The 22989-nt window shown below is 44.3% G+C and carries 22 protein-coding genes; 3 read left to right on the forward strand and 19 right to left on the reverse strand.

Annotation, left to right across the window (positions count from 1 at the left end; genetic code table 11):
* Positions 1-134 precede the first annotated feature (134 nt).
* The 10 genes from OB236_RS36340 to OB236_RS36385 all read right to left on the reverse strand — a co-directional run bounded on the left by OB236_RS36340 (position 135) and on the right by OB236_RS36385 (position 7181).
* A complete protein-coding gene (locus tag OB236_RS36340; protein WP_262688407.1) occupies positions 135-635 on the reverse strand; it encodes a shikimate kinase in 501 nt (166 codons plus the stop codon).
* Between the two features lie 46 nt (positions 636-681).
* Complete coding sequence (locus OB236_RS36345; protein WP_262688408.1) at positions 682-1479, reverse strand: class I SAM-dependent methyltransferase; 798 nt, start codon at positions 1477-1479, stop codon at positions 682-684.
* 134 nt (positions 1480-1613) lie between these two features.
* A complete protein-coding gene (locus OB236_RS36350; RefSeq protein WP_262688409.1) occupies positions 1614-1880 on the reverse strand; it encodes a CD3324 family protein in 267 nt (88 codons plus the stop codon).
* Between the two features lie 542 nt (positions 1881-2422).
* Positions 2423-2965, reverse strand: coding sequence for an NADPH-dependent FMN reductase (locus OB236_RS36355; protein ID WP_262688410.1), 543 nt, complete (start codon positions 2963-2965; stop codon positions 2423-2425).
* A 426-nt stretch (positions 2966-3391) separates the two neighbouring features.
* Complete coding sequence (locus tag OB236_RS36360; RefSeq protein WP_262688801.1) at positions 3392-3889, reverse strand: SRPBCC domain-containing protein; 498 nt, start codon at positions 3887-3889, stop codon at positions 3392-3394.
* A 225-nt stretch (positions 3890-4114) separates the two neighbouring features.
* The gene (locus OB236_RS36365; protein WP_076228830.1) at positions 4115-4468 is read right to left on the reverse strand and encodes a rhodanese-like domain-containing protein; all 354 of its coding nucleotides are present in this window, start codon (positions 4466-4468) and stop codon (positions 4115-4117) included.
* Positions 4469-4514: 46 nt separating this feature from the next.
* On the reverse strand, positions 4515-4781 hold the full coding sequence (locus OB236_RS36370) for a metal-sensitive transcriptional regulator (RefSeq protein ID WP_076228829.1): 267 nt from the start codon (positions 4779-4781) through the stop codon (positions 4515-4517).
* A 75-nt stretch (positions 4782-4856) separates the two neighbouring features.
* Entirely contained in the window at positions 4857-5339 is a 483-nt protein-coding gene (locus tag OB236_RS36375; protein WP_076228828.1) for a DsrE/DsrF/DrsH-like family protein, read from the reverse strand.
* A gap of 59 nt (positions 5340-5398) precedes the next feature.
* Complete coding sequence (locus tag OB236_RS36380) at positions 5399-6547, reverse strand: MBL fold metallo-hydrolase (RefSeq protein WP_262688411.1); 1149 nt, start codon at positions 6545-6547, stop codon at positions 5399-5401.
* Positions 6548-6605: 58 nt separating this feature from the next.
* Positions 6606-7181: a sulfurtransferase TusA family protein gene (locus tag OB236_RS36385; RefSeq protein ID WP_262688412.1), complete on the reverse strand. Its 576-nt coding sequence runs from the start codon at positions 7179-7181 to the stop codon at positions 6606-6608.
* Between the two features lie 528 nt (positions 7182-7709).
* Here OB236_RS36385 and OB236_RS36390 point away from each other — a divergent pair.
* Positions 7710-8264 (forward strand): DJ-1/PfpI family protein, encoded by a 555-nt coding sequence (locus OB236_RS36390; protein ID WP_076228825.1) that lies wholly within the window; start codon positions 7710-7712, stop codon positions 8262-8264.
* A gap of 84 nt (positions 8265-8348) precedes the next feature.
* On the opposite strand, the gene nudK is transcribed toward OB236_RS36390, so the two are convergent.
* The 5 genes from nudK to adh form a co-directional block, all read right to left on the reverse strand.
* Positions 8349-9296 (reverse strand): GDP-mannose pyrophosphatase NudK, encoded by a 948-nt coding sequence (nudK, locus tag OB236_RS36395; RefSeq protein WP_262688413.1) that lies wholly within the window; start codon positions 9294-9296, stop codon positions 8349-8351.
* 79 nt (positions 9297-9375) lie between these two features.
* Positions 9376-10578 carry a MerR family transcriptional regulator gene (locus OB236_RS36400; RefSeq protein ID WP_262688414.1) on the reverse strand — a complete coding sequence of 401 codons (1203 nt, stop codon included), beginning with the start codon at positions 10576-10578 and terminating at the stop codon, positions 9376-9378.
* 170 nt (positions 10579-10748) lie between these two features.
* On the reverse strand, positions 10749-12005 hold the full coding sequence (locus OB236_RS36405; protein WP_262688802.1) for an erythromycin esterase family protein: 1257 nt from the start codon (positions 12003-12005) through the stop codon (positions 10749-10751).
* 166 nt (positions 12006-12171) lie between these two features.
* Positions 12172-12537, reverse strand: a complete 366-nt coding sequence (locus tag OB236_RS36410) for a DUF779 domain-containing protein (RefSeq protein ID WP_408638560.1) — start codon at positions 12535-12537, stop codon at positions 12172-12174.
* 12 nt (positions 12538-12549) lie between these two features.
* Positions 12550-14070, reverse strand: a complete 1521-nt coding sequence (gene adh, locus OB236_RS36415; protein ID WP_262688415.1) for an aldehyde dehydrogenase — start codon at positions 14068-14070, stop codon at positions 12550-12552.
* 227 nt (positions 14071-14297) lie between these two features.
* Between adh and OB236_RS36420 the strand changes: the two genes are divergently transcribed.
* Together OB236_RS36420 and OB236_RS36425 are read left to right on the forward strand one after the other, a co-directional pair.
* Positions 14298-16058, forward strand: a complete 1761-nt coding sequence (locus tag OB236_RS36420) for a sigma-54-dependent Fis family transcriptional regulator (RefSeq protein WP_262688416.1) — start codon at positions 14298-14300, stop codon at positions 16056-16058.
* 152 nt (positions 16059-16210) lie between these two features.
* Complete coding sequence (locus tag OB236_RS36425; RefSeq protein WP_262688417.1) at positions 16211-16942, forward strand: ZIP family metal transporter; 732 nt, start codon at positions 16211-16213, stop codon at positions 16940-16942.
* A gap of 31 nt (positions 16943-16973) precedes the next feature.
* On the opposite strand, the gene OB236_RS36430 is transcribed toward OB236_RS36425, so the two are convergent.
* The 4 genes from OB236_RS36430 to OB236_RS36445 form a co-directional block, all read right to left on the reverse strand.
* Entirely contained in the window at positions 16974-19067 is a 2094-nt protein-coding gene (locus tag OB236_RS36430) for a sensor domain-containing protein (protein WP_262688418.1), read from the reverse strand.
* A 34-nt stretch (positions 19068-19101) separates the two neighbouring features.
* Positions 19102-19389, reverse strand: coding sequence for an STAS domain-containing protein (locus tag OB236_RS36435; protein WP_262688419.1), 288 nt, complete (start codon positions 19387-19389; stop codon positions 19102-19104).
* A 244-nt stretch (positions 19390-19633) separates the two neighbouring features.
* Entirely contained in the window at positions 19634-20500 is an 867-nt protein-coding gene (locus OB236_RS36440) for a hypothetical protein (protein WP_262688420.1), read from the reverse strand.
* A 29-nt stretch (positions 20501-20529) separates the two neighbouring features.
* Positions 20530-22965, reverse strand: coding sequence for a heavy metal translocating P-type ATPase (locus OB236_RS36445; protein WP_262688421.1), 2436 nt, complete (start codon positions 22963-22965; stop codon positions 20530-20532).
* Between the last annotated feature and the right edge of the window lie 24 nt (positions 22966-22989).

Genomic DNA, 22989 nt, shown 5'->3' on the forward strand with positions numbered 1-22989 from the left:
CTGGGCTTTTGATAATATAAATGCTCGTATACCTCTCACGGCAAACTCCTCCACTATCTATCTTCGTTCGTAATTACTCAGTATCTTCAGCCACGAACACAAAGTTCAAATTCTCCTTCGGGGCAAATATTGTTTCATTCACTTTCTTGTATTTTCTCTATAATTTCACTAACACAACATTCTATATCCTTATTTGAGCAATCAAGAGTTGTATCACTATACTTAACATATAGAGGAACTCTTTCCTCGTAAACGTCTTTAAGACTATTTCCTTTCTTTATTACAATGCCTCTGGTAGTTATGTTGATTAGTCTTCTTTTAATTTCTTCATATGGGACATGTAAATAAACAATCTGTCCACCCTGTTTAAGGGCATTCATAGCTTTTTCTGAATATATAACACTTCCACCAGTTGATATAATGCAATTTTTCAGCTTCAATCCCGACACAATTTGTTCTTCGACTTCCATAAATTTTTCGATACCATCATTATCAATTATATCTTGTAACAACCTACCTTCTTGTTGTTGTATGACAATATCTGTATCCACGTAATCCATTCCTAAAGCTTTTGCAAGCAACACACCTAAAGTGCTTTTACCAGCTCCAGACATACCTATAAGAACTATATTCATATTCATCCTCACTTTTGCTAGTTGGTATTGGTTTCGTTGGATAACGTTATTTAACTGCATATAGCGATAACCACTGAGGAAGAGCGGCCAAGGGGTTCATTTTCCAGTTGCATAGATTATCCAGCGCTTGTTTTGAGAGTGAGTCTCTTTCAACTGCTGATTCATCAACCCAATATGAACCATCTTCTGCATACATTTCTTCGATATGCTTTATACCAAATCCTGTTGAAGCAATAGCGTTTGTTATATCCTGTAAACGCCAAGTATATCTGGGTACCTCTTCTATTATGAATGGTCCGACCGAATCATATGGCTTCACAATAGTTAATTTGTCGGTATCATTTCCGAAGGGACGCGTATAAGGATGTACCTCATACATGATATAAACACCATCGTTTTTAAGAATTCTTTGGATATTTTTATACATTGAGTTTAAATCGTTAATCCATACATGGACTCCATTAGATGTATATACAAAATCAAATTGACCGCTTTTAATTTTGCTGAGCTTCATTGTATCATCGCAGATAAATTCAATATCCCAACCGTATTTTTGTGCTATGGATGAGCTATGTTCCAACTGTCTTTCCGATATGTCGCATGATGTTACTTTTGCACCCATTAAATGAAAAGCAAAAACAGCATGGTTGTCACCACTAGAAGGGACACATATTTTCTTTCCTTGCAAATTTGGCAATGCCTTTTTGATCATTGAATATGTAGTATGATGGAATGCTGACTCAGGATTGTTAATTATTTTCAAAATCGCTTCATCTGTTCTATATCTTTGATACCATGTTTCAGACCAATTATTCCAAATTGTTTTTACCTTACTGTTATCCACTAAATCCCCCCATCCCTCGTGATGAATTTTATTATAACAAAGTCAGAAGTATTTAAATGTATAATAATCGACTAGAAATTATACATTACATAAAAAATCACATCAGGATACTCCGATGCGACTTTTTAATAATCTTATTTTTTTGAGTAAATGATTTTTTTAATACTATAACTGGAAAGACAAAATAGATCTGAAAGTTGATCAATAGAAACACCTTTTGAAAACTTTCCACGGATCTCTTCATTCCGAGCGTTAAAATATTGTCTGCCCCCTGAATTTTCGCCCCATTTCTTATGCATTCCTTCAGGGTTTGGGATATAAAGTATGACACCATGTATATACTTCTGTATCTCGTTTAATAGCTCTTGCGGTAAGATGGTTTCAGCGTTTACATATTTCAAAATAGCTCTGCTCCTTAAAAAAAATTTGATATTTTTAAGGGTACAAAGTCTTTACTACAAACAATTAACAACTTACAAAAACATTAGGCGGCTAGCTATTTCTTGCTCCATACAAACAACCGCCGTTGTTCATAGTTCAGACTTTGCACGGAGCCAAATTTTATCGTTTAAATTCTGCACGAAGCTGATCTTCAGAACGGTAACCCTCCTTTCAGATAGCATTTATTCATCATGTCGCTTTCTGATTCTTAGGCGATAACTCTTGTTATTCTTATTGAATTGGGCTCCATGCCTTTTGTTCAATGCGGATCTCTTTCTTACGATCATCAGAACCAAGGGATAAACATAACCCAAAGATTATACCTAACATGAATTTTTTGATATTATAACACGCCTCCCCCATATATGATTATATAACCATATATTACCATAAATATATAATAAAAGATTTAATCTTAAACTACCCTTAGCATTGATTCCACCAAATCATGTCTTTTATTGTGGTCCGTTCAGCCGCAGCGCAGATAGTATAACCATATGGATTATAGGCAAGCCTTCTCAAGCGCTTTTAGCACGGCTAGCAGCCTCTGCTTCGTTTCAGAATCGGTAATAACGCCTTCTTTATTTAATTTCAAAGTGATGTGCGGTATCATCATCGTGCCCCCTTCAATAATCTCAGCGTTGATCATATTGAGAGTAAGCAGGAGCGAAGCATGTGCCTTATCACCACCCATAGGTGTTGGTGAAGCACTGATGACTGCTGTAGGTTTATTCATAAACTCGCCTGAAGATACGAGCCAGTCCAGAGCATTTTTTAACACACCTGGAACACCGTTACCATACTCAGGTGTACATATAAGCACACCCTCCGCTTCCTTCAGCTGTAACCTCAGCTCTTGTACTGAAGAGGGTCCATCGTCGAGATCGAGATCAGGGTTAAAATGCGGTAGATCGCCCAGCCCACCATAAATGGTAAATTGAATGTCCCCCGAGGATAATGCAATAATGGCCTTCATTAAAGCTGTATTGGAAGACTTTTCGCGTAGACTTCCCGATATTGCCAATATACGTAAAGTATTGCCCATCAAACTGCCTCCCTTAATTCCTTTATTCGTCATGGTACTTAAAGTCCGATTCCATGTCAAAATTCAATTCTCGCGCTAACCTGTATTGGAGCAGCATTTTTTATATTTCTATGTATTCTTGGACTCTTGACTCAAGAATTTCAATTAAATCCTGATCCATAAAGTTAAAGTCGTCAAGGATATCTAAACAAATGACCCTTTTTTGTGAAATCTCTATACTGAATTTATCCTTTAACCTTCTTAAATGTTTTTTCTCCATAACAAAAATAAGGTCCGCCCACCCAATGTGTCCTTATTCTTCAGGTTTAATTATACCGAACAAAAAAGGTACAGTCTCCCCATTTTTCGTGAGTGACTGTACCTTTCTTGCATCTATGGAACTTTTTCAATGGCCGGCATCAAAGCCAGATAGCCTTTCTCTTACAGTCACTTTTGGATATCATTCAGATGGCGCTCCAGGTTATCGTAAGTTTCTGTTATTCCCTGGATCATACCCATATCAAGGACGGTTTTGACGGCTTCGGCCGATGCGTATTCAGCGCGGCTAATAATTGTAGTTTTGCCTTCCTGCTCGATAAAGGTCATCGTGATTAGCGTCTCCGGCATATCCGCTACCGTGTTGCCTTCCGCATCCGAGAAGGAATCGACGTAGACGATCCTCTCCGGCGCGATGATTTCTTTGTAGACGGCTTTGCCCCAAGATTCTTGGCCATAATATTCCTGACTCTCATCTGTGCATTTCATACAGTAGTGCCAGACGCCTCCGGGTCTGAAATCAATGTTGCACACCGGAAGCGACCAGCCTTTTGGGCCCCACCAGTGCTTTAAATGCTCAGCCTCTGAAAATGCCTGAAACACAAGCTTGCGCGGCGCGTCAAAGGTACGTTCCAGTACCAGCTCCCGGCCTTCGATCTTCGTTGTCATTTTGTTGGTTGCATGTTCATTTGACAAGTTATTTTCCTCCTTAAATTTGATACTTTAAATATACTTGAAATGGAATATTCCTGTCAAGGAATATATAGTTTTTTTCAGAGATTCATAGTCATGATTTTACATATAAAAGGAAAACCGGCTTCTTCCCCTCCAGAAAAAAAAGGTACTGTCCCCCCACTTTTCGTGAGTGACTGTACCTTTCTCGACTTCACTTTACTATGCGCAATTCATGTTTCGTAGTGCATATAATTGGTCAAAGCCTTGTTTTTTCAATAGACGCGCAGCTTTTTTACTTTTGTAAGGACTCTCAGACACGATAAGGATAGACTCATTGGGTGAAAGCTCTTGTTTCCACACAAAAGGCAAACGGCCTATGGATATATTGATCGAGCTCGGTATATGGCAATTGCGGTAATCGGCTGCATCCCGAACATCTAGAATTTTCATTGTCATGGCTTCCGATGGACTGGATAATACCTTGGAATCGACGAAAGCCAATCCTTTCACGGGACGAACCATTCGAATAATCCATAAAGCGCTAATGATTAGAAGCAGTACAACAACAGTCATCGAAGATCCTCCCTGATCACTAATTACATATATGAATGGCAACAATTTAACGACTTTTGACCAGCAGCTCAACTGCTTCTTGAACGAGCTTGCTCGTATCTCTTCCTGCGGCCTGTTCTTCCAGCAAGCATTGCTGCAAATTAACAGCGACAATTTGTGCTAAAGCCTTGTCCGATGCATTTCTTACCGCAGATAACTGGCTCACGACTTCCTTGCAGGTTTTACCTTCTTCCATTAATCGCAGAACCCCGCGCACCTGGCCTTCAATTCTTCTCAACCGTTTTTTCATATCCTCGGTATAATTGTATTCCATATTCATCGCACATCCTTTCTTTAAACTCATACCTGTATAGGTATATTATAAATAAAAAAATGCAATTAGCCAATATCAAATAAACAGATTCACTTTTGCGTGGCTGGCATCTCCCAGATAAGCAGCCACTCCTGCATATTCTAATCCATCCAGTAATTCTTCCTGCTGTAAACCAAGGAGATCCATGGTCATCGTACAAGCAACCAGCTTTACACCTTGCTCTTGTGCCAACTCAATCAGCTGCGGCAGTGACAGGGCATTATGTTTTTTCATTACGTGTTTAATCATCTGCGGACCCATACCTGCAAAATTCATTTTTGACAAACCTAATTTATTGGCTCCCCTCGGCATCATCCAACCAAATGCTTTTTCAAGAATACCCTTTTGCGTGTTTACAATTTCATCTTTACGTAGCGTGTTTAACCCCCAAAAGGTAAAGAAAATCGTCACATCATGATCATAAGCTGCAGCACCGTTCGCTATAATAAAGGCAGCTATCGCCTTATCCAATTCGCCGCTGAATAACACAATTGTGGTTCTTTCTTTATTATTATCCATGTTCTATATCCCCTTTTTCACATAGGTTGAGCTAAGGGAGGTGTAATGAAGGTTCGTGTTTATTTGTCGTGAATCGCACAGCGGTTTGGTCCCATCTCCATGTCACGCTGCTCTTCCTCACTCGGCTCCATTTTCCCCATGTTCGTTTGACGTATTTCTTGATATGCATGAGGCTGCGGCGGTAAATGCTTCGTTACCTGATACCTGAATTCGGCCTCATTTTGTATATTTAATCCCGGATTGTTGAGATACAGCTCAGCCAAGCTGGCAGAAGCACTTCCGTTTGCACCAAGCTCGGAAATCTTGCCAAAGTGCGCGGGCAGGACGATCAAATCATCGGGTAGTTCTTTGTAACGGTTGTATAAAGTATCGTGAAGATCTCCTACCCAATCCTCCGCTTTACCAGCTAAGTCTGGACGGCCTATGGACTCGATAAATAAAATATCGCCTGTAAGTAAGTATCTTCCATCCACAATGAAGGAGGTGCTGCCAATGGTATGGCCCGGAGAGTATATGGGCTGGATATCGATTTGGGTGTTTCCAACAGGAATAACCAGACCTTCTTCAAGCCTTTCATAATTATACTTCACTTCAGTTGCGTCTTTGGGCGGTAACCAATAGGTGGCTCCCACTTGTTCCGCTAATAAACGACCACCAGAAATATGGTCGGCATGGAGATGGGTATCCAGGGTGTGTCTAATCTGAACATGCTGTTCTTGGGCAAAGCTTTCATAAACTTCGGTCATTCTGGCCGTATCCACAACGGCTGCTTCACCATGAGAAATAATCATGTAGGAGAGACACCCTTTGCCAATGCGAATAAACTGGTAGATCGAACCGCCATCAGTAAGATCCCCAACTTTCACAGGCTCCAAATGCTCACTCCAGGACTTCATGCCACCTTCAAGATAAAAGATTTCGGATCGCCCGGCTTCGATGATTTGTTGAGCGACAAATATGGATGACCCTTCCTTGGCACAAACGACCAGAACCTTCTTCCCAACCGGGATTTGTTCAAGTGCAGCATCCACACCATCCAACAAATCAAAATACGGAATATTAATGACCTCAATACCCTTACCTTCAATTTTCCAATTGTTAAAATCAATTTCGTTTCGAACATCAAGAATAAATAAATCTTGCTTATTTATGATGAATCGAGTTAATTCTTTGGCAGTCATTGGCTGTATTTGTGATGTAGTTAACATATAGATAAGTCCCCTTTCAACTGACAACCTTTCTGTGGGCGTACTTTTGAAAATGGGTTCATTGATTACTTTCTGTCGGTCCACTCCAATCGGACATCCCGTTTAACACATTGGCTACAGCTGTAAATCCTTTATCAGCCAGCAGTTGACATGCCCGATCACTTCGATTTCCGGTACGGCAAATCATATAAAAAGTCTGATTCGGATCTAACTCATCCCATCGTTGTTCCAAATCACCAAATGGTATGGAAACGGCTCCTGGAATCCGGTTAAAAGCGTATTCTGCCGGTTCACGCACATCTATAACTGTTAGTTTTTCATTGGCCTCTATCCGTCTCAACAGCTCTCCATTGGTTACAGTATGCATATACTTCAGCTCCTCTTTAACCTCATCTGGGTTCGCCTTTCGAATAAAATGCTTCAAAACGTTACCTTCGTGAACAGTCCCCAGATACTGATGTCCCGTATTTGAAGCCCATGCTTGAAAATCAGCTAATGAACCTTTATCCGTTGCTAGAACCTCTATAACTTGACCCGAATGAATAGCACTCATTGCTTTTTTGGTTTTGACGATAGGCATCGGACAAGCAAGCCCTCTACAATCCAGTGTCTGATCTACATGAATTACTGACATCCTTATTACCTCCACATTTTATATTATATACATATACCCCTATAGGTATATGAAACATACTAATCAATTATCTCACTCATGTCAAGAGAGGACGTACTTAACAATCGAACCTTTCCGATCACTCGCTCCGTTTCATTGAGGAATGACAAAAAGAAAAGTCGTCGGTACCCGATTCTTTATCGAGTTGAAACCGCGACTTTATCATTTATCCGTTGTACTGTTATCTTCCTGTCGATTTAATATCGCACGGGCTACATGAAACATCAAACCCACAAACAATCCGGTTCCGACCACGATATAAATCATTGTAAATATTTTTCCAAATGCCGTTTATCAATCGCATAAACGTGATCAAGAATGAAACCATGAACACCATTCCTTATCTCTAGTTCAATACAGGTTTCTATCATGTTCCCACTTACTGTCGATTAATATTCACTGTGGGATAAGTCCCTCTTTACAAGAGACAAATGTTCGATACAATTAGCATATGGGATAAATACCCAAATTTGTTTCAGGAGTGATTGAATGTCTAAAAAGGTCCTTTTCATCACTGGAGATGCCGTGGAATCATTAGAAATTTATTACCCTTACTATCGCGTTCTGGAAGAAGGTTACGAAGCTGTCATTGCCTCGCCAACGAAAAAAGTGCTGCGGACCGTCGTTCATGATTTTGAGGGCTGGGACACTTATACAGAGAAGCCGGGATATCAATTGGAATCGCACATAGCCTTTGATCAAGTAGATCCGACTGAATATGACGGTCTTATTATCCCAGGCGGCCGCGCTCCTGAATACATCCGACTGAATGAAAATATTCCACGGATCGTCAGTCACTTTTTTGAAGCTAATAAACCGGTTGGTGCTATATGCCACGCCGTTCTAGTACTTAATGCCCTGAAAAGCAATCAATATTTTGAAGGCAAGACCATGACTGCCTATACAGCTTGCCGTCCGGATGTGGAAAACCTGGGTGCGATCTACTCCTCTGAGACTTTGCAGGTAGATGGCAATATTGTTTCAGGACATGCCTGGCCGGATCTGCCTGGATTTATGAGAGAATTTCTTAGATTATTGAAATAATAAGTTTTTTAGATAGCGTGAAATCCGCACATCAAACCAGACCTCCGGCCCCAAAGGCTGAAAGTCTGGTTTGATATGTACATTTTATTTAATTGAAGAGATTTCCGAAATATCTTGATAAATGATCTTTCCTTTTTCCATCGCGATCCTTACCATCTCATCAGCACCTTGTGAGGGTCCGCCAATTCGAAGCACCGCATCACAGCATTGTAACAGCCGGATGGATGAAGGATGAAAGATCCGGTTAAATATATCGTCACCTATTGCAAGTGAGCCCGCTTTCTCGATCAAAGGCAGCGCATACCACTCGCCTAATACGGGCAAATGGCCTTTCTCATATACGTCAAGGGCCATATTGTTCATCAAGCTAACGTTATGCTCAATCAGACGGGGGTCATCTCCAGTTCCTGAGCGATAAGGACCGGCAATTAGAATATGCTGTGCTTTTGGGGGTTCCAATAACCTGTTAATCTGAGCGTGCTGCAGCAGCATGACCGTTTTTGCATCCTTGATTTCACCATTTTTCACCATGTTAATAGCTTCCGCAAACGGGTATTCTAACACTTCGATGTTTTCTTGTTCCTCCTCCAGGCCGCCTCCATCGCCAACTCGCATATGATCTGCATATTCGGCAGTATAAAAATACAGCATCTCGGTAACAGAACCTGGTGACATGTAAGCTTCACCGATTTTTTGTATACTCGTTACCCGATATCCTGTTTCCTCCTCCGTTTCCCGAATAATGCAATTCTCCGCATTTTCTTTATCCAACAAGCCTGCACACGATTCAATTAAAAGTCCGGTTTCATTCCCATTCACATAAGTTGGCATCCGAAATTGTCGGGTAAGAATTACGGTTCGCTTCTCACGATTGTATAGCAGGATCATAGCTCCATTTCCTCGGTCGTAGGCTTCTCTGGCTTGGGTTTTCCAGCTACCTTCTTTGTTGGGCCGCATGAAGGTGATTTTCTTGAGTACATACCAGTTATCGGATAAAATTTCCTCTTTAACGATTCGGATCTGTTGATTCACGACTTAACCTCCCTGAAATCTGATAGATCATTTGGATGCCTGATCTTTTTCGATTATATAGGGTTACGTTACGTCACCTTCAAGCTTTTTTCTTGACCTGGAAAAAACCCGTATCTTTGGATATATGAATGCTGCCGTCACGATCAAGTATAACCTGTAAAAAGGACTTGAATTTCTCCAATTTGACTCCGGTCAAAATGCTTCTGGCATTCATAGGTGTTGAGGTGATGTAATTGAGAAGTGGCTGAATTTGGTCAACAATCATTTCATCCTCATACCGGATCAGCTTGATTTCTGAGAACAAACCTTCAAGCATATCATTTCCATTATCAAACTCAAACCTTTCCATAACCGGATCTAACACCTGTATATGGGGATCGAATGCGTTGGCAATGTGCTCGATTTCCCGCAAGTGGCTCTTACTCATAGTTGAAGCGTACAATACGGCATCGGACTTCATGACCCTGTATATTTCAGATAGTGCTTTAGGAATATCCGACACATGATATAACATATGGTTAGCGATCACGATGTCAAATTGTTCATTATGAAATGGAATACTCTGGGCATCTGCTATCAGGTATTTAAATCGATTATCAGACTCGTCTATGTGCTTACGAGCTTCATCCAGCATACCAGCAGACAGGTCGGTGAGCGTAATATTCCAGGACTCAGGAATTCGATTTATATTTCTAGCCCATAAGGTGCCATTCCCACAACCAAGCTCTAATATTTTCAAATCAGGTTGATTCCTTAAATGTTCGAAGAACCAATGATGCCAACCGATAGTATTGGCACTGAATTTGTCGTACAGCTCGATCCTTGCTTGCAGTCGGTATGCAGTCAGGTATTGCTCTGCCCAGTCCTTTTCTGTATGTACAATTTGAATGAGATCCGCCAAGCCTCCCCAGTCCACATCAGCCTTTTGTTCGTCTAATAAGTCCATCGCCTCACTGATTGCTCTTACTACATATTTCATATGCGCTGTTTTTTGCAGCATGATTTCTTTTTGCAAAGCCAGTGAACTCCGTAAATCTTGTTCAAGCAATGAAGAATCATTAAGTAATTTGGTGATTTCCTGGAGGGACAACCCAATATATTTTAAGGTCTGTATTTTTTGTAACCTGATCATATCCTGTTTGCTATACATACGTTTAGAAGGATCAACGTTCGGCGAAGGGCTTAACAAACCAATCTGGTCATAATATCTTAAAGTCCTTACAGTCAGACCCGTTCGCTTGGCCATTTGCCCGGTAGTTAAGTAATTGCTCTTATCAGCCATCTATTCTTTTCCCCTTTTAATTCCAAATCTTGTTGGGTTCGGGGCCCATGGCATGAGTATAGCATATCGTTCTGAGGTTCGCTTCCCATAATGAAACCTTATTAAACAGACAAACAGCCCCCAATCATGCAGAGGCTGTAGTCGTAGACAACTGATTATGAATGAATTGATCACATTTCTACGTAGGCTGCAAAGCTATATATGGGAGTCAACGCTTTCGTCTCATCGATATAAATAAACGCGTCATAACGCTTCGAAATGATTGTAGGAACATAATTTCCCCTTTCCCGCTCCGGGTGATACACGACGCCAATGGCTCGGTGTCCGATCAATGTCTCATCCAAAACGTTTTCTGATTTATCGAACAATAGCAGCTTATCCTCCGCTCCTTCTCGGTGCAACAATTCCTCCCAGCTATTCACAATAGCAGGTGGCACATTCATCTCCTCTGGCTGCGCCCCCCAAGCCATGCCTGCTATAACCGTACCCTGATAGGTACCAAAGCCGATAGCGTATACGTCACTACCATGTTTCTCCCTCAGCAGCTGGCCCACGTTGACCATTCCGTCATCAGCCATGTCTGTCGCACGCGCATCCCCAATATGGGTATTATGTTCCCACACAAGAGTACGGGCAGCTTCTCCGTGAAACTCCATCAGCTTCTCCAGCGCTTCGACCATGTGTCGGTCCCTGACATTCCATGACTCAGCATCATGGCGAATCATGGTTCGGTAATAGGCCTCTGCCCCCTTAACAGCCAATGCGTTCAGCTCAGCACTGAGTGCGTTCTCCTGATCCTGCGGATGGACATCCTTCCACTTATCCTGCAGCTCGCGCAAAAGTTCGACCACCTCGTCCTCGCAGCCTTCCCCAAATAGAGATGCTGATGCGCCATACGATTGCTCGTCCCGACCAAACGGCTCAAAGCACTCAAAAGCCCGCTTAGCGAGCTCCAGATCTGCACTGTCCTTCGTACCGAGATACTTAACAATTTCACTCATGGATTCCCACAGACTGTACACATCAATCCCGTAAAAGCCGACTTTTGCATGGTCCGGTTTGTCCTCGTTATATTGACGCAGCCATTCGGCAAGCTCAAGGATTTCCCGGTTAGCCCACATCCAGGCAGGCCAACGATTGAAGTCCTTTAATGCTTCCCTCGCCTCCACTCCGGCATCCGAATACCCCTTAACGTATCGGTTCAACGTGTAGCATGAAGGCCAATCGCCTTCAACCGCAATAAATCGAAATCCTTTTTCTGTAATTAAACGTTTGGATAGCTCAGCACGAACAGTATAAAACTCCGAGGTTCCATGTGACGCTTCACCAAGGAGCACATATTTGGCATCACCCACTCGATCGATGAGCACTTTCAGGCTTTCTTCTTTAACAAAAGGCTGTGCATGCTTGCGAATCGATTGCATCATCAATTGATCCTTCACCCATCGTCACTCCTTACGTGCTTGGTCGATTCTGTTCTTCCAAAGTTTGCACGTATTCATGACAAAACATTCACTTCTTAAATGAAACACAAATACACCCTGCTCCCTTCAATAGAAAGGAAACAGGGCTTCTGATGCTTGGTATAATAACCTACAGACCCAGCATACGACGCTCCTCCTCAGTGAATATCCTGGAGCGAGTCAGAAAACGGCGGCCTTCCGGACCCTCAAGCGAGAACATCCCGCCTCTGCCTGGCACCACATCGATAATGAGCTGAGTATACTGCCAATACTCGTACTGGGCTTTACTCATATAAAAGGGCGCATCGCCGATGTCACCCAGCCACACATCACTGTCGCCAATGATGAAGTCTCCCTGTGCGTAGCACATTGGAGAGCTGCCGTCGCAGCAGCCTCCGGATTGATGGAACATGACAGGCCCATGTTTGGCCTTGATCGTCTCGATCAGCTCCAATGCCGTATCGGTAGCAATAACCTTGTTCACTCCCATCGCCATGTTGTAGCTCTCTCAGAAGAAACCAAGCGCGTCGGGACTGTAGCTGACAAGCAAATTTTTCGTTTGCTGGTAGTGCGAAAGCATCATTTTGTGATTCTCGCGGCCAATGCCTGAGCTCTTGTAACCGCCGAAGGCTGCATGGGCAGGATAAGCATGGTAGCAGTTAGTCCATACACGGCCAGCTTGAATGCCGCGGCCCATCCGGTAGGCTGTATTCATGTCCCGAGTCCACACACCGGAGCCGAGTCCATAAAGCGTGTCATTGGCGATAGCAAGCGCCTCCTCCTGATCCTTGAACGTCGTGACGGAGAGGACGGGTCCAAAGATCTCCTCCTGAAAAATTCTCATCTTGTTATGTCCCTTGAGAATCGTCGGCTGAATATAGTAGCCTTCAGAAATATCTCCTTCAACTGTTGCCCGATTACCTCCGATCAGACATTCCGCACCTTCCTCTGCACCGATATGGATATAGCTCATAATTTTCTCAACCTGCTCGGTGGAGGCTTGAGCCCCAAGCATCGTGTCTGTATCCAATGGATTGCCTTGCTTAATGGCCGCGACACGCTTCAAGGCTCTTTCCATAAATTGATCATAAATCGATTCCTGAATTAATGCGCGTGACGGGCTGGTGCACACTTCCCCTTGGTTTAGGGCAAACATTGCGAAGCCTTCGAGTGCTTTATTAAAGAAGGCGTCATCCTCTGCGAGTACATCCTTGAAAAAAATATTCGGCGACTTGCCACCCAGCTCCAAGGTGACTGGAATCAGGTTCTGTGAAGCATACTGCATGATCAAGCGGCCTGTCGTCGTCTCGCCAGTAAAAGCAATTTTTGAAATTCGGCTGCTCGAGGCAAGCGGTTTACCTGCTTCAAGTCCGAAGCCATTGACAATGTTAAGCACGCCAGGCGGCAGCAGATCTTGAATAAGCTCAGTCAACACCAGAATAGATGCAGGCGTTTGCTCAGCGGGCTTCATGACGACTACATTCCCGGCTGCAAGAGCCGGAGCAAGCTTCCAGGTTGCCATCAGCAGCGGGAAATTCCAAGGAATAATTTGACCAACGACCCCTAATGGTTCAATAAAATGGTAGGCTACCGTATGGTCATCCAGTTGACTGAGCGTACCCTCCTGAGCGCGAATGCTGCCTGCAAAATAACGAAAATGATCGATAGCAAGCGGAAGATCGGCCGCGAGCGTTTCTCTAACCGGCTTGCCATTATCCCAGGTTTCGGCTACGGCCAGCATTTCCAGATTCGCTTCAAGCCGGTCGGCAATCTTGTTCAAGATGACGGCACGCTCCGCAACGGATGTGCGGCCCCATGCATCTTTCGCCGCATGCGCCGCATCCAAAGCCAATTCGATATCCTCGGATGTCGAGCGGGGAACCTCGCAAAATACACGGTTATTGACAGGTGACGGATTGTCAAAGTATTGACCCTTAACAGGTGCAACCCACTGACCTCCAATAAAATTCTCATACCGTTTTTTAAATGTAACTTTGGAACCGTTGTGACCTGGTTGTTCATAAATCATATCGCTCAGCCTCCCTATAATAAATTACAATTTATATACAAGCAATAATCGTGCCAATTGGTTTGGCGCTGTCAAAACAACCATTTTGTAAGCGCTATATTGAAGCTGTTCCTTTTTGATACAAAGGTGTTGTTCCATTTTGGAACATTCTTTCTTACAGCTAACATGAATGAAAGCAACTATGGTATGATCGATGGAGGATACCAATTTCGTTGGGGGTGTTCATTGTGTTTTCAGTGGAAAATAACTTTTTATCAGAATCAGCGGCATCTTCATGGAAGCGTTGTCATGAGTTGGGTTTAAAGCCAAGCGACCCTGTAGACGATGCCATCTTAACCGAAAGTCGTATTCATACTTTATTAAGAAATAACGAGCAAACCATCCATTACGCAGAGCAGGTATTCGATCAGATGCACGCCAGCATCAAGCAATCCGGTCAGATTGCGCTGCTAATCGATGCAGAAGGAACGATCATTCATACGGTGGGAGATGTTGATTTCTCGCGTCGGGCGTCAGCTGTTCAATTACAAGTGGGAGCCAACTGGGCTGAAGAAAGAAAAGGAACGAATGCGATCGGGGTAGCCCTTACAGAGAGAAAACCTGTTCGAGTGCATGCTGAAGAGCATTATTTTAACTCCAATCACTTCTTGACCTGCGCTTCGGCTCCGATCTTCAATTCCATCGGTGAGTTGATCGGTGTCATCAATATTAGTGGCAAGCAGGAGCATTACCACGCCTATACGTTTCCCCTTGCCTGTCTGGCCGCCGCTTCCTTGCAGAACAAAATGCTGCTGGAGGAATCGAAGAAAGAGCATCTCATTACCTTAAAAGAACTTGAGCATACAGCTCAACATCATCCTTTGCCGCTGCTCACACTCAGTCGGGATAATCGAATCCTGCGAGCAAATTATGCGGCCATCCGAATTGTTGGTCATGATGCGATTGGCAAGGAATTTACGAAAATGGAAGGCTTCTCCGTTGAAACGATTCATAATGAACATCAAAAGCTGTGGCAATCCATCTCTATTCGCAAGCAGGCGGAAGATGAACAGCATTTGTATACGTTTAAAGAAATTATCGGTACGTGCCCAACTATCCTGCAGAAGAAGGAGCTGGCCTATAAGGCGGCTGCAACCGACTATCCGATCTTATTGCTGGGTGAAAGCGGTGTGGGCAAGGAATTGTTCGCACAATCGATTCATACGGCCAGCTTGCGTTATGTGGGGCCATTCATCGCCCTGAATTGCAGTGCGATACCGGACAGTCTCATTGAGAGCGAATTGTTTGGATACGCCCGCGGTGCCTTCACAGGCGCAAACAAGGACGGCAATACAGGGAAATTCGAGGCTGCCCATAAGGGTACTATTTTCCTGGATGAGATTGGTGACATGCCGCTTCGGGCACAGGCTGCCTTATTAAGAGTGCTGCAGGAAGGTGTCATTACCCCGGTAGGCAGCGCGAAAAGTAAAGCAATTGATGTGAGAATCGTTTCAGCCACGAACAAGGATTTAGCCGCTGAAGTAAAGGCAGGCCGATTCCGTGCCGATCTGTACTACCGTTTGAAAGGAATACACATTGCGCTGCCAGCATTGCGGGAACGAAGTGATGTGATACTGTTAGCTGTTCATTTACTCCAAAAACATGCTACCCCATGTCCTGTGCTAACAGAAGCAGCGCAGCATAAATTGCTTGCCTACAGCTGGCCGGGCAATATCAGAGAGCTTAACGGCATTCTCATGCAAGCCATTTTGCTGGCTGAAGGACGGGCTATCGATGCTGAGCATCTGATGCTTGAACAAACCGATGGGTTCGTTCAGGCAGAATCGGGTGATGACCACTTACACACTTTAAAAGATGCGGAGATCACAGCGATCAAGAAGGCGCTCAAAGCCACGGAATGGAATCTTAGCAAGGCCGCCAGTCATTTGAAAATTGGACGAACGACTTTATATCGTAAAATTGAAGAGTACAACATTTCCTTATTTTAATAACCCTCAACTTTCATCGAGATGTAGGTCGCACCCTTACGTGCGCCTGCATCTTTTTTCATGAGATTAACTGCTCATAGGCTGCAATTCTAATTTTACAGGTTGTACATATACCTAAAAATAAGAATGGATGGATTGCGTGGAGGGTTTACATGAATGAGATGATGCTTGGGGGTTTTCTTTCTGCAGTTTCCACCGGAATAGGCGCGCTGCCTGTCCTTCTATTCAAGCGGCTGTCCCATCGCCATATGGACATTTTGCTGGCTTTGACAGCGGGCATTATGGTTGCAGCTTCCGTCTATGGTTTAATGCCAACTGCATTAAAGCTTTCCAATCTGTTCGTATTATGCTGTGGCGTTCTGTTAGGCGTTGCTTCCCTTGGTGTACTGGAGGAATACCTGCCACATGCAGATATCGAACATGCCAAATCCGGTGTGCAGTTGGACTCCAAGTCCTTCCTTCTTGTTGTCGCTATGTCACTGCATAATCTGCCTGAGGGTTTATCCATAGGAGTCAGCTATGCCAGTCAGGTTGAGGGCTTAGGTAATGTGGTGGCCCTTTCCATCGGCCTGCAAAATGCCCCGGAAGGTCTACTGATTGCCTTATTTCTGACGAATCAAGGAATACGACGAAGCACCGCGATTGGATTAGCTGTACTCACGGGTTCAATTGAATGGCTAGCCTGTCTCCTCGGCGCTCATCTGACGTCTTCCTTTTCAAAGCTGATTCCTTATGGACTTTCCTTTGCCGCCGGTGCAATGCTATTCATCGTATATAAAGAATTAATCCCGGAGACACACGGACATGGGCATGAAAAAGCAGCCACATTCTCGTTTATTGTGGGTCTGTTAATGATGGTATGCATTCTCGTTTGGTTCGGTTAAACCACATCGGTTGTGAATGCGAATCGTCCGGTCACTTCGAACAGACTTCCCTTAAGTAACGTGCTTCGAGCTGCTCACAAGACATTGGCCGATCAATTACATAACCTTGTACAAGGTCGCATTTCATAGTCTGCAAGCATTCCATTTGCTCCATGGTCTCAACTCCCTCAGCGATGACCCGCAGCTTCATACCATGTGACATATCGATAATAGCTTTTGTAATAACCAGGCTTTTCGAATCGCTGGTCAGCTCCTGAACAAAGCTCTTATCAATCTTCAGAATATCTATCGGGAACAGCTTCATATACCCGAGCGCCGAATAACCTTTTCCAAAATCATCTATCGCAATCTGGAAACCAAACGACTTGATCTCGCGCAAAATATGTAGCACCGATTCCATATCGTGCATGCTGCTGCTTTCCGTTATTTCAATTACGATTTGCTGCGGGTCGCAGCACGTCTCGATTACAATATCGCGAATGCTTGTTGCTAAGTCTGGCGCAAGAAACTGCCTGGCTGATAAATTAACAGCAATCGATGGTACAGTCAACGATGCAGTAAGCCAACGATTGAGCTGGGCGCAGACCTCCTTCAATACCCATTTATCGATCTCCATAATGACACCTGTCTCCTCCGCTATAGGAATAAATTCTGCGGGTGGGACAGAACCCAGCGTGGGATGATTCCACCGTAACAATGCTTCCATACCTTCGAGGACACCGGTTAGTGCATTAACCTGCGGCTGATAATGGAGGGTCAACTGATTCCTGGCGATTGCCCACCTTAGCTCATTCTCCAGATCCAGCTTACGCAGAAAGGTGCTGAGGATGCTTTCATTAAAGAACTGGTATCCACCCTTTTGGAGTTTAGCTTGGTACATAGCTAAATCGGCATGCTTAAGCAGGGTGTCAAAATCGCCCCCATGTGTCGGGTACATGCAGATGCCTATACTAGCGTTAATATAAAGCTCATTATCGTCAACCCAGAAAGGTTTATTGATACTGGAAATAAGATGCATGGCGATTTGTCTCGCTTCTTCTTGCTCCTGCAAATCCTGCAAAACGATAATAAACTCATCACCTCCCAACCGGGACACGATATCGTTTATTCTTACGACTGAGCTCAGACGATCAGCGACCTGCTGGAGCAGCTTATCCCCAATATTGTGTCCCAAAGAGTCATTGACCATCTTGAACCGATCGAGATCGATAAAAAATATCGCCAGCTTCTGGTTTGTTTGCACTGTCTTTGTAATAGCTGCATTAACTAATTCGCTGAGCAGGGTTCGGTTAGGCAGCCCTGTTAACTTATCAAAATGGGCCAAATATTTCAGGTGCTCCTCGGATTGCTTACGTTCCGTAATATCCGTGAACATTCCGATATAATTCGTGATCGCTCCCGTTTCATTACGCAGGGTCGTTATGGACAGCCATTCGGGGTATATTTCTCCGTTCTTTCTTTTGTTCCAAATTTCACCTTCCCAAAGTCCGGTCGTGTGAATGGTTTCCCACATTTTGATGTAAAAAAATTGATTCTGCAATCCAGAGTGAAGCAGTCGAGGTGTATGGCCGGCAGCTTCCTCTTCTGTGTATCCAGTCATTGTGGTAAAGGCTTGATTGACGGATAAAATTTTGAGTTGTTTGTCCGTAATCATAATCCCCTCGCTGGAATTGCTGAACACTTGCGCATGCAGACGAAGCTTGGAAATCGTATGTTTGCGATGGGTAATATCCGAAAACATCCCGACGTAATGGAGCAAAATCCCGTTCTCGTCTTTTACAGAATGAATGGAGAGCCACTCGGGATAAATCTCCCCGTTTTTTCTGCGGTTCCAAATCTCCCCCTGCCACTTTCCGTCCCTATGTATGGAAGCCCACATGTTGACATAAAATGCCGAATCCTGACGACCGGATTTCAATAGACTCGGTCTTTGCCCGATGACTTCTGACTCACTATAACCGGTAATGGATACGAAAGCAGGATTAACGATTACGATCCGTGAATGGCGATCCGTGATGATAATCGCTTCCTGCGAATCTTGAAATATACGGGCATAAGGTAGTACAAGATTGTTAGCTACCAGTTTATCCCAAAGGGCATCTGTATGTCGTTCATCTATATTCATTAAGTAGACCCCTCTCTGCAGCAGCGCCCATTCGTTACAACGATATACCAGCCATGTGAAGACGAGCTTTTAATGGTTCAGACACGTTTGTATACGTAATACTGGCATTATAATCTGTGGCGATCTTCTGTACGGCCAGCATGAGACCAAGCCCAGAGCTGTCCATTTCCGTAACGTTCCCAAGCTGGAAAGTGATACTGTGAAATCGTTGTTGCAGGAGTGGAAACAATTTTTGCCTGATGGAGGTAGCTTCATTAACGCTGATAAATCCGCTTAGAATGACGTTTATTTGATGGTCACTTTCCTGTATTTCAAAGCACATAAGCAAGCCTCCCAATAAATTCAAACGTAATGGTTAGGTCTGAGGTTGTATGTCGAGTGTAATTTGGAGTAGGTCTACCTAACCATACCGCTTATGGGATTATTTATCTGTGATATGGATCACTTGAATCTGTGAAAGAAATTTCAGAGAGCACTGGCAAATCAAATAAAATCCCCATACATCATAAGATGTTACAGGGATTTGGGGTACATCTTATATTCGATTATGAGCCAGCATGATGGTGTTACTTGATATCAACGACAAAAGGTACGGTGATGACTTTGTTGTTATGTTGAAACTGTGCCCATAGCTTATAAATGCCGCTATTCGGAAAAGAGGTTGCGAACTGGGCTTGGGGGCCAGTTGACTTTTCGTCAATCGGGTGAACATGAATATATTGCTCCGCATCAGCCGATAAGATAACAACGTGGCCTACAGCCCCCAAATAAGGCTGCAGATTATTAACACCCTTCTTCGTCAGGGCATCCCGAATATTGAACGTAAGGGTTACTTCTTCCTTGGGTTTGGTGCTGCTTAATGCGAGTTCTATTTCTTTACCGTCCGTCTCTTTGACAAGCTTGGCGTCGGCTGCAATAGCTGCATGATCCCCACTCTTACCTTCTACCTGAATTCGTTCGCTTAGCGTTGTGCTGGACCCATTGGTTGGTATAAAATCAGCAAATAATTTGTAGTCACCGCCTGCTGGAAAAGAAGTACTGATCGTAAACTTGCCGCTTCCTTTGTACTCAGGATGAATGTGATTAAAGAACGACAAATCATGATTGACGACAATAAGATGAAGTAATTTCTCATGATTCAGATTAAACTCGTTTACAGGCTTCCCGTCTTTCCCATTAATTTGAATGGTCAGCTCGGTTTGCTCGTTTGCTTTCACAGTTGTTGGAGCAAACGTAAACAATGCTTTAACGTTATCAGATACCATGGATTGGCTCATGTTATGCCCGCCTTGACTGCTTGCGTGCTGCTGTGCATCCCCTTGTTTATTGTCAGTCTCATGACCCGACAAGTGTGTATTATTGTTGGCGTTACCGCAGGCAGACAACAAACCGAGGGCAAGTACACTTAAAAAAAGGATCATTTTTTTATTCATCTTAAACGCTCCATTCTTTCCAAAAAGGACTAGTGACGCACTTTTACACGCTGCAGCCTAAGTGCATTGAGAACAACTGAAACCGAACTTAAAGCCATCGCCGCGCCTGCCACCCATGGTGCCAATAAACCAAGCGCTGCAATTGGTATTCCGAGTGTGTTGTAGCCAAGCGCCCAAAATAAATTTTGTTTGATGTTGCTCATCGTTTTGCGACTCATATAGATTGCATCAGGAATGCTCGATAAATCACCGCGCATGAGCGTCACATCCGCCGCCTCCATAGCTACATCCGTACCTGTACCGATGGCCATACCGATGTTCGCTGTTGCGAGCGCCGGCGCATCATTAATTCCATCTCCAACCATGGCGACGATCCTGCCCTGCTCTTGCAGCTTTTTCACTTCTTGCGCTTTTCCTTCCGGAAGCACTTCTGCGAGCACATGATCGATCCCGACTTGAGCAGCGATTGCCTTCGCAGTCCGCTCGTTGTCCCCTGTAATCATGATGACCTCAATACCCATTTCCTTCAGGCGGCCGACCGCGGCTTTCGAGGTTTCTTTGATCGTATCCGCTACTGCAACCATACCTGCATATTGGCGATCAATGGCGACAAGCATTGTTGTTTTTCCAGCTTCTTCCAAGCTAGCCATCGTATCGTAAGCATGCTTGGCATCCACCTCGTATTGTTCCATCAAGCGGCGAGTGCCAATTAACAGCTCTCTGCCTTCTGCCACAGCTTTGATCCCAAAGCCAGGAATCGCTTCAAAGGATTCCGTCCCCTGCAGCTCAATATTGCGATCCCGGATACCTGCCACAATCGCCTCAGCAAGCGGATGTTCGGAATTGACCTCCGCTGCGCCTACGAGTCTGAGAAATTCCAATTCGTCACCATCAGTCATAACATCCGTAAGCTCAGGTTTCCCTTTAGTGACGGTACCCGTTTTATCAAGAATAATCGCATCAATCTTATGGGTTTGCTCCAGATGCTCGCCCCCTTTGAACAAGATCCCAAGCTCTGCCGCGCGCCCGGACCCCGCCATAATCGAGGTTGGAGTAGCCAGACCAAGTGCACAAGGACATGCGATGACGAGAATTGCAATTGCTTTTTCCAAGGCACCGGCAAAATCGCCAGGCGTCACGAAGAAATACCAGACCAGGAAGGCGGCAATCGCTATACCGACGACAATAGGGACAAATATCCCGGAAATCACATCGGCAACCCTTTGAATCGGCGCTTTGGAGCCCTGTGCTTCTTCTACGACTTTAATAATCTGTGCGAGTGCTGTGTCTTTGCCGACTTTCGTGGCTTTAATCCGCAGCATGCCGTTTTTGTTGATGGTGGCTCCAATCACAGCGTCACCGATTTTCTTTTCAACAGGAAGGCTTTCACCGGTCAGCATGGATTCATCCACCGATGAGAGACCTTCCAGCACCACGCCATCTACGGGCACTTTGTCACCGGGACGGACTTGCACAATATCGCCAGCTATGACTTCATCCACCGGTATCGTAATTTCTTGACCGTCCCGCACGACCAACGCGGTCTTCGCTTGCAGTCCCATCAAAGACTTGATCGCTTCCGAGGTCCGGCTTTTGGCGAGGGATTCGAACAATTTACCCATAATGACCAGCGTAATCAATATAGAGCTCGTTTCATAATACAAGGAGGGGCCGTGATGTACATTTCCGCCCCCGATGAACCAGTTGATCGTAAGATATAGGCTATAGAAATAAGCAGCCGAAGTACCGAGTGAGACCAAGACGTCCATATTGGCACTGCCATTGCGCAATGCTTTATAAGCACCCACATAAAACGGTTTGCCGACATAAAATTGAACAGGTGTGGCCAAGATAAGCTGAAACCAGGGATTCATAAGAATTTCGGGCATGTAGATCCAGGATGTGAACGAAAAATGGGCCACCATGCTCCATAAAAGGGGTAATGAGAGCAGCGCCGAAATGAGCAACTTACGTTGTTGATGTCGCACTTCTTTCTTGCGGTGATCTCCCCTATTTACATTTTCCTGCTCTGTAGTCGCTCTGTAACCCAGCTGCTTGACCTTATTTTGCATCTCGGTGATGCTGATTTCACCTGGTGAGTATTGTACACGTGCAGTTTCCATAGCAAAATTGACAGATGCATCCGTCACGCCTGGCAGCTTGCCAAGTCCTTTTTCAATTCGGTTCGCGCAAGCCGCACAGGTCATGCCTTCCAGCTTAAAATGGGCAACCTCTTTGAGTGTGTCGTAGCCTAGCTTCTTGATTGTTTCTTCCATGTTACTGACACCAATTCGTGCTGGATCATAGGTTACACTTGCTTTTTCCAGCGCGAAGTTGACATTGGTAGAGGTTACACCTTCGAGTTTATTTAAACCCTTCTCAATGCGATTCGCACATGCTGCACAGGTCATGCCCGTGATGGGTAAAGTCGCTTGTTTATCGGTCTCAGTCACACCAGATACCATAATCGTTCACTCCCTTGCCTCTAA

The organism is Paenibacillus baimaensis, assembly GCF_025567575.1.

Excerpts from the sequence above, each read along its gene's own strand:
- OB236_RS36430 (WP_262688418.1), bottom strand. The coding sequence starts at position 19,067 with ATGAATATAGATGAACGACATACAGATGCCCTTTGGGATAAACTGGTA.
- OB236_RS36440 (WP_262688420.1), bottom strand. The coding sequence starts at position 20,500 with ATGAATAAAAAAATGATCCTTTTTTTAAGTGTACTTGCCCTCGGTTTG.
- OB236_RS36360 (WP_262688801.1), bottom strand. The coding sequence starts at position 3,889 with ATGACAACGAAGATCGAAGGCCGGGAGCTGGTACTGGAACGTACCTTT.
- adh (WP_262688415.1), bottom strand. The coding sequence starts at position 14,070 with ATGATTTATGAACAACCAGGTCACAACGGTTCCAAAGTTACATTTAAA.
- OB236_RS36340 (WP_262688407.1), bottom strand. The coding sequence starts at position 635 with ATGAATATAGTTCTTATAGGTATGTCTGGAGCTGGTAAAAGCACTTTA.
- OB236_RS36405 (WP_262688802.1), bottom strand. The coding sequence starts at position 12,005 with ATGATGCAATCGATTCGCAAGCATGCACAGCCTTTTGTTAAAGAAGAA.
- OB236_RS36435 (WP_262688419.1), bottom strand. The coding sequence starts at position 19,389 with ATGTGCTTTGAAATACAGGAAAGTGACCATCAAATAAACGTCATTCTA.
- OB236_RS36410 (WP_408638560.1), bottom strand. The coding sequence starts at position 12,537 with ATGGCGATGGGAGTGAACAAGGTTATTGCTACCGATACGGCATTGGAG.
- OB236_RS36390 (WP_076228825.1), top strand. The coding sequence starts at position 7,710 with ATGTCTAAAAAGGTCCTTTTCATCACTGGAGATGCCGTGGAATCATTA.
- OB236_RS36400 (WP_262688414.1), bottom strand. The coding sequence starts at position 10,578 with ATGGCTGATAAGAGCAATTACTTAACTACCGGGCAAATGGCCAAGCGA.
- OB236_RS36355 (WP_262688410.1), bottom strand. The coding sequence starts at position 2,965 with ATGGGCAATACTTTACGTATATTGGCAATATCGGGAAGTCTACGCGAA.
- OB236_RS36445 (WP_262688421.1), bottom strand. The coding sequence starts at position 22,965 with ATGGTATCTGGTGTGACTGAGACCGATAAACAAGCGACTTTACCCATC.
- OB236_RS36425 (WP_262688417.1), top strand. The coding sequence starts at position 16,211 with ATGAATGAGATGATGCTTGGGGGTTTTCTTTCTGCAGTTTCCACCGGA.
- OB236_RS36380 (WP_262688411.1), bottom strand. The coding sequence starts at position 6,547 with ATGTTAACTACATCACAAATACAGCCAATGACTGCCAAAGAATTAACT.
- OB236_RS36375 (WP_076228828.1), bottom strand. The coding sequence starts at position 5,339 with ATGGATAATAATAAAGAAAGAACCACAATTGTGTTATTCAGCGGCGAA.
- OB236_RS36385 (WP_262688412.1), bottom strand. The coding sequence starts at position 7,181 with ATGTCAGTAATTCATGTAGATCAGACACTGGATTGTAGAGGGCTTGCT.
- OB236_RS36370 (WP_076228829.1), bottom strand. The coding sequence starts at position 4,781 with ATGGAATACAATTATACCGAGGATATGAAAAAACGGTTGAGAAGAATT.
- OB236_RS36365 (WP_076228830.1), bottom strand. The coding sequence starts at position 4,468 with ATGACTGTTGTTGTACTGCTTCTAATCATTAGCGCTTTATGGATTATT.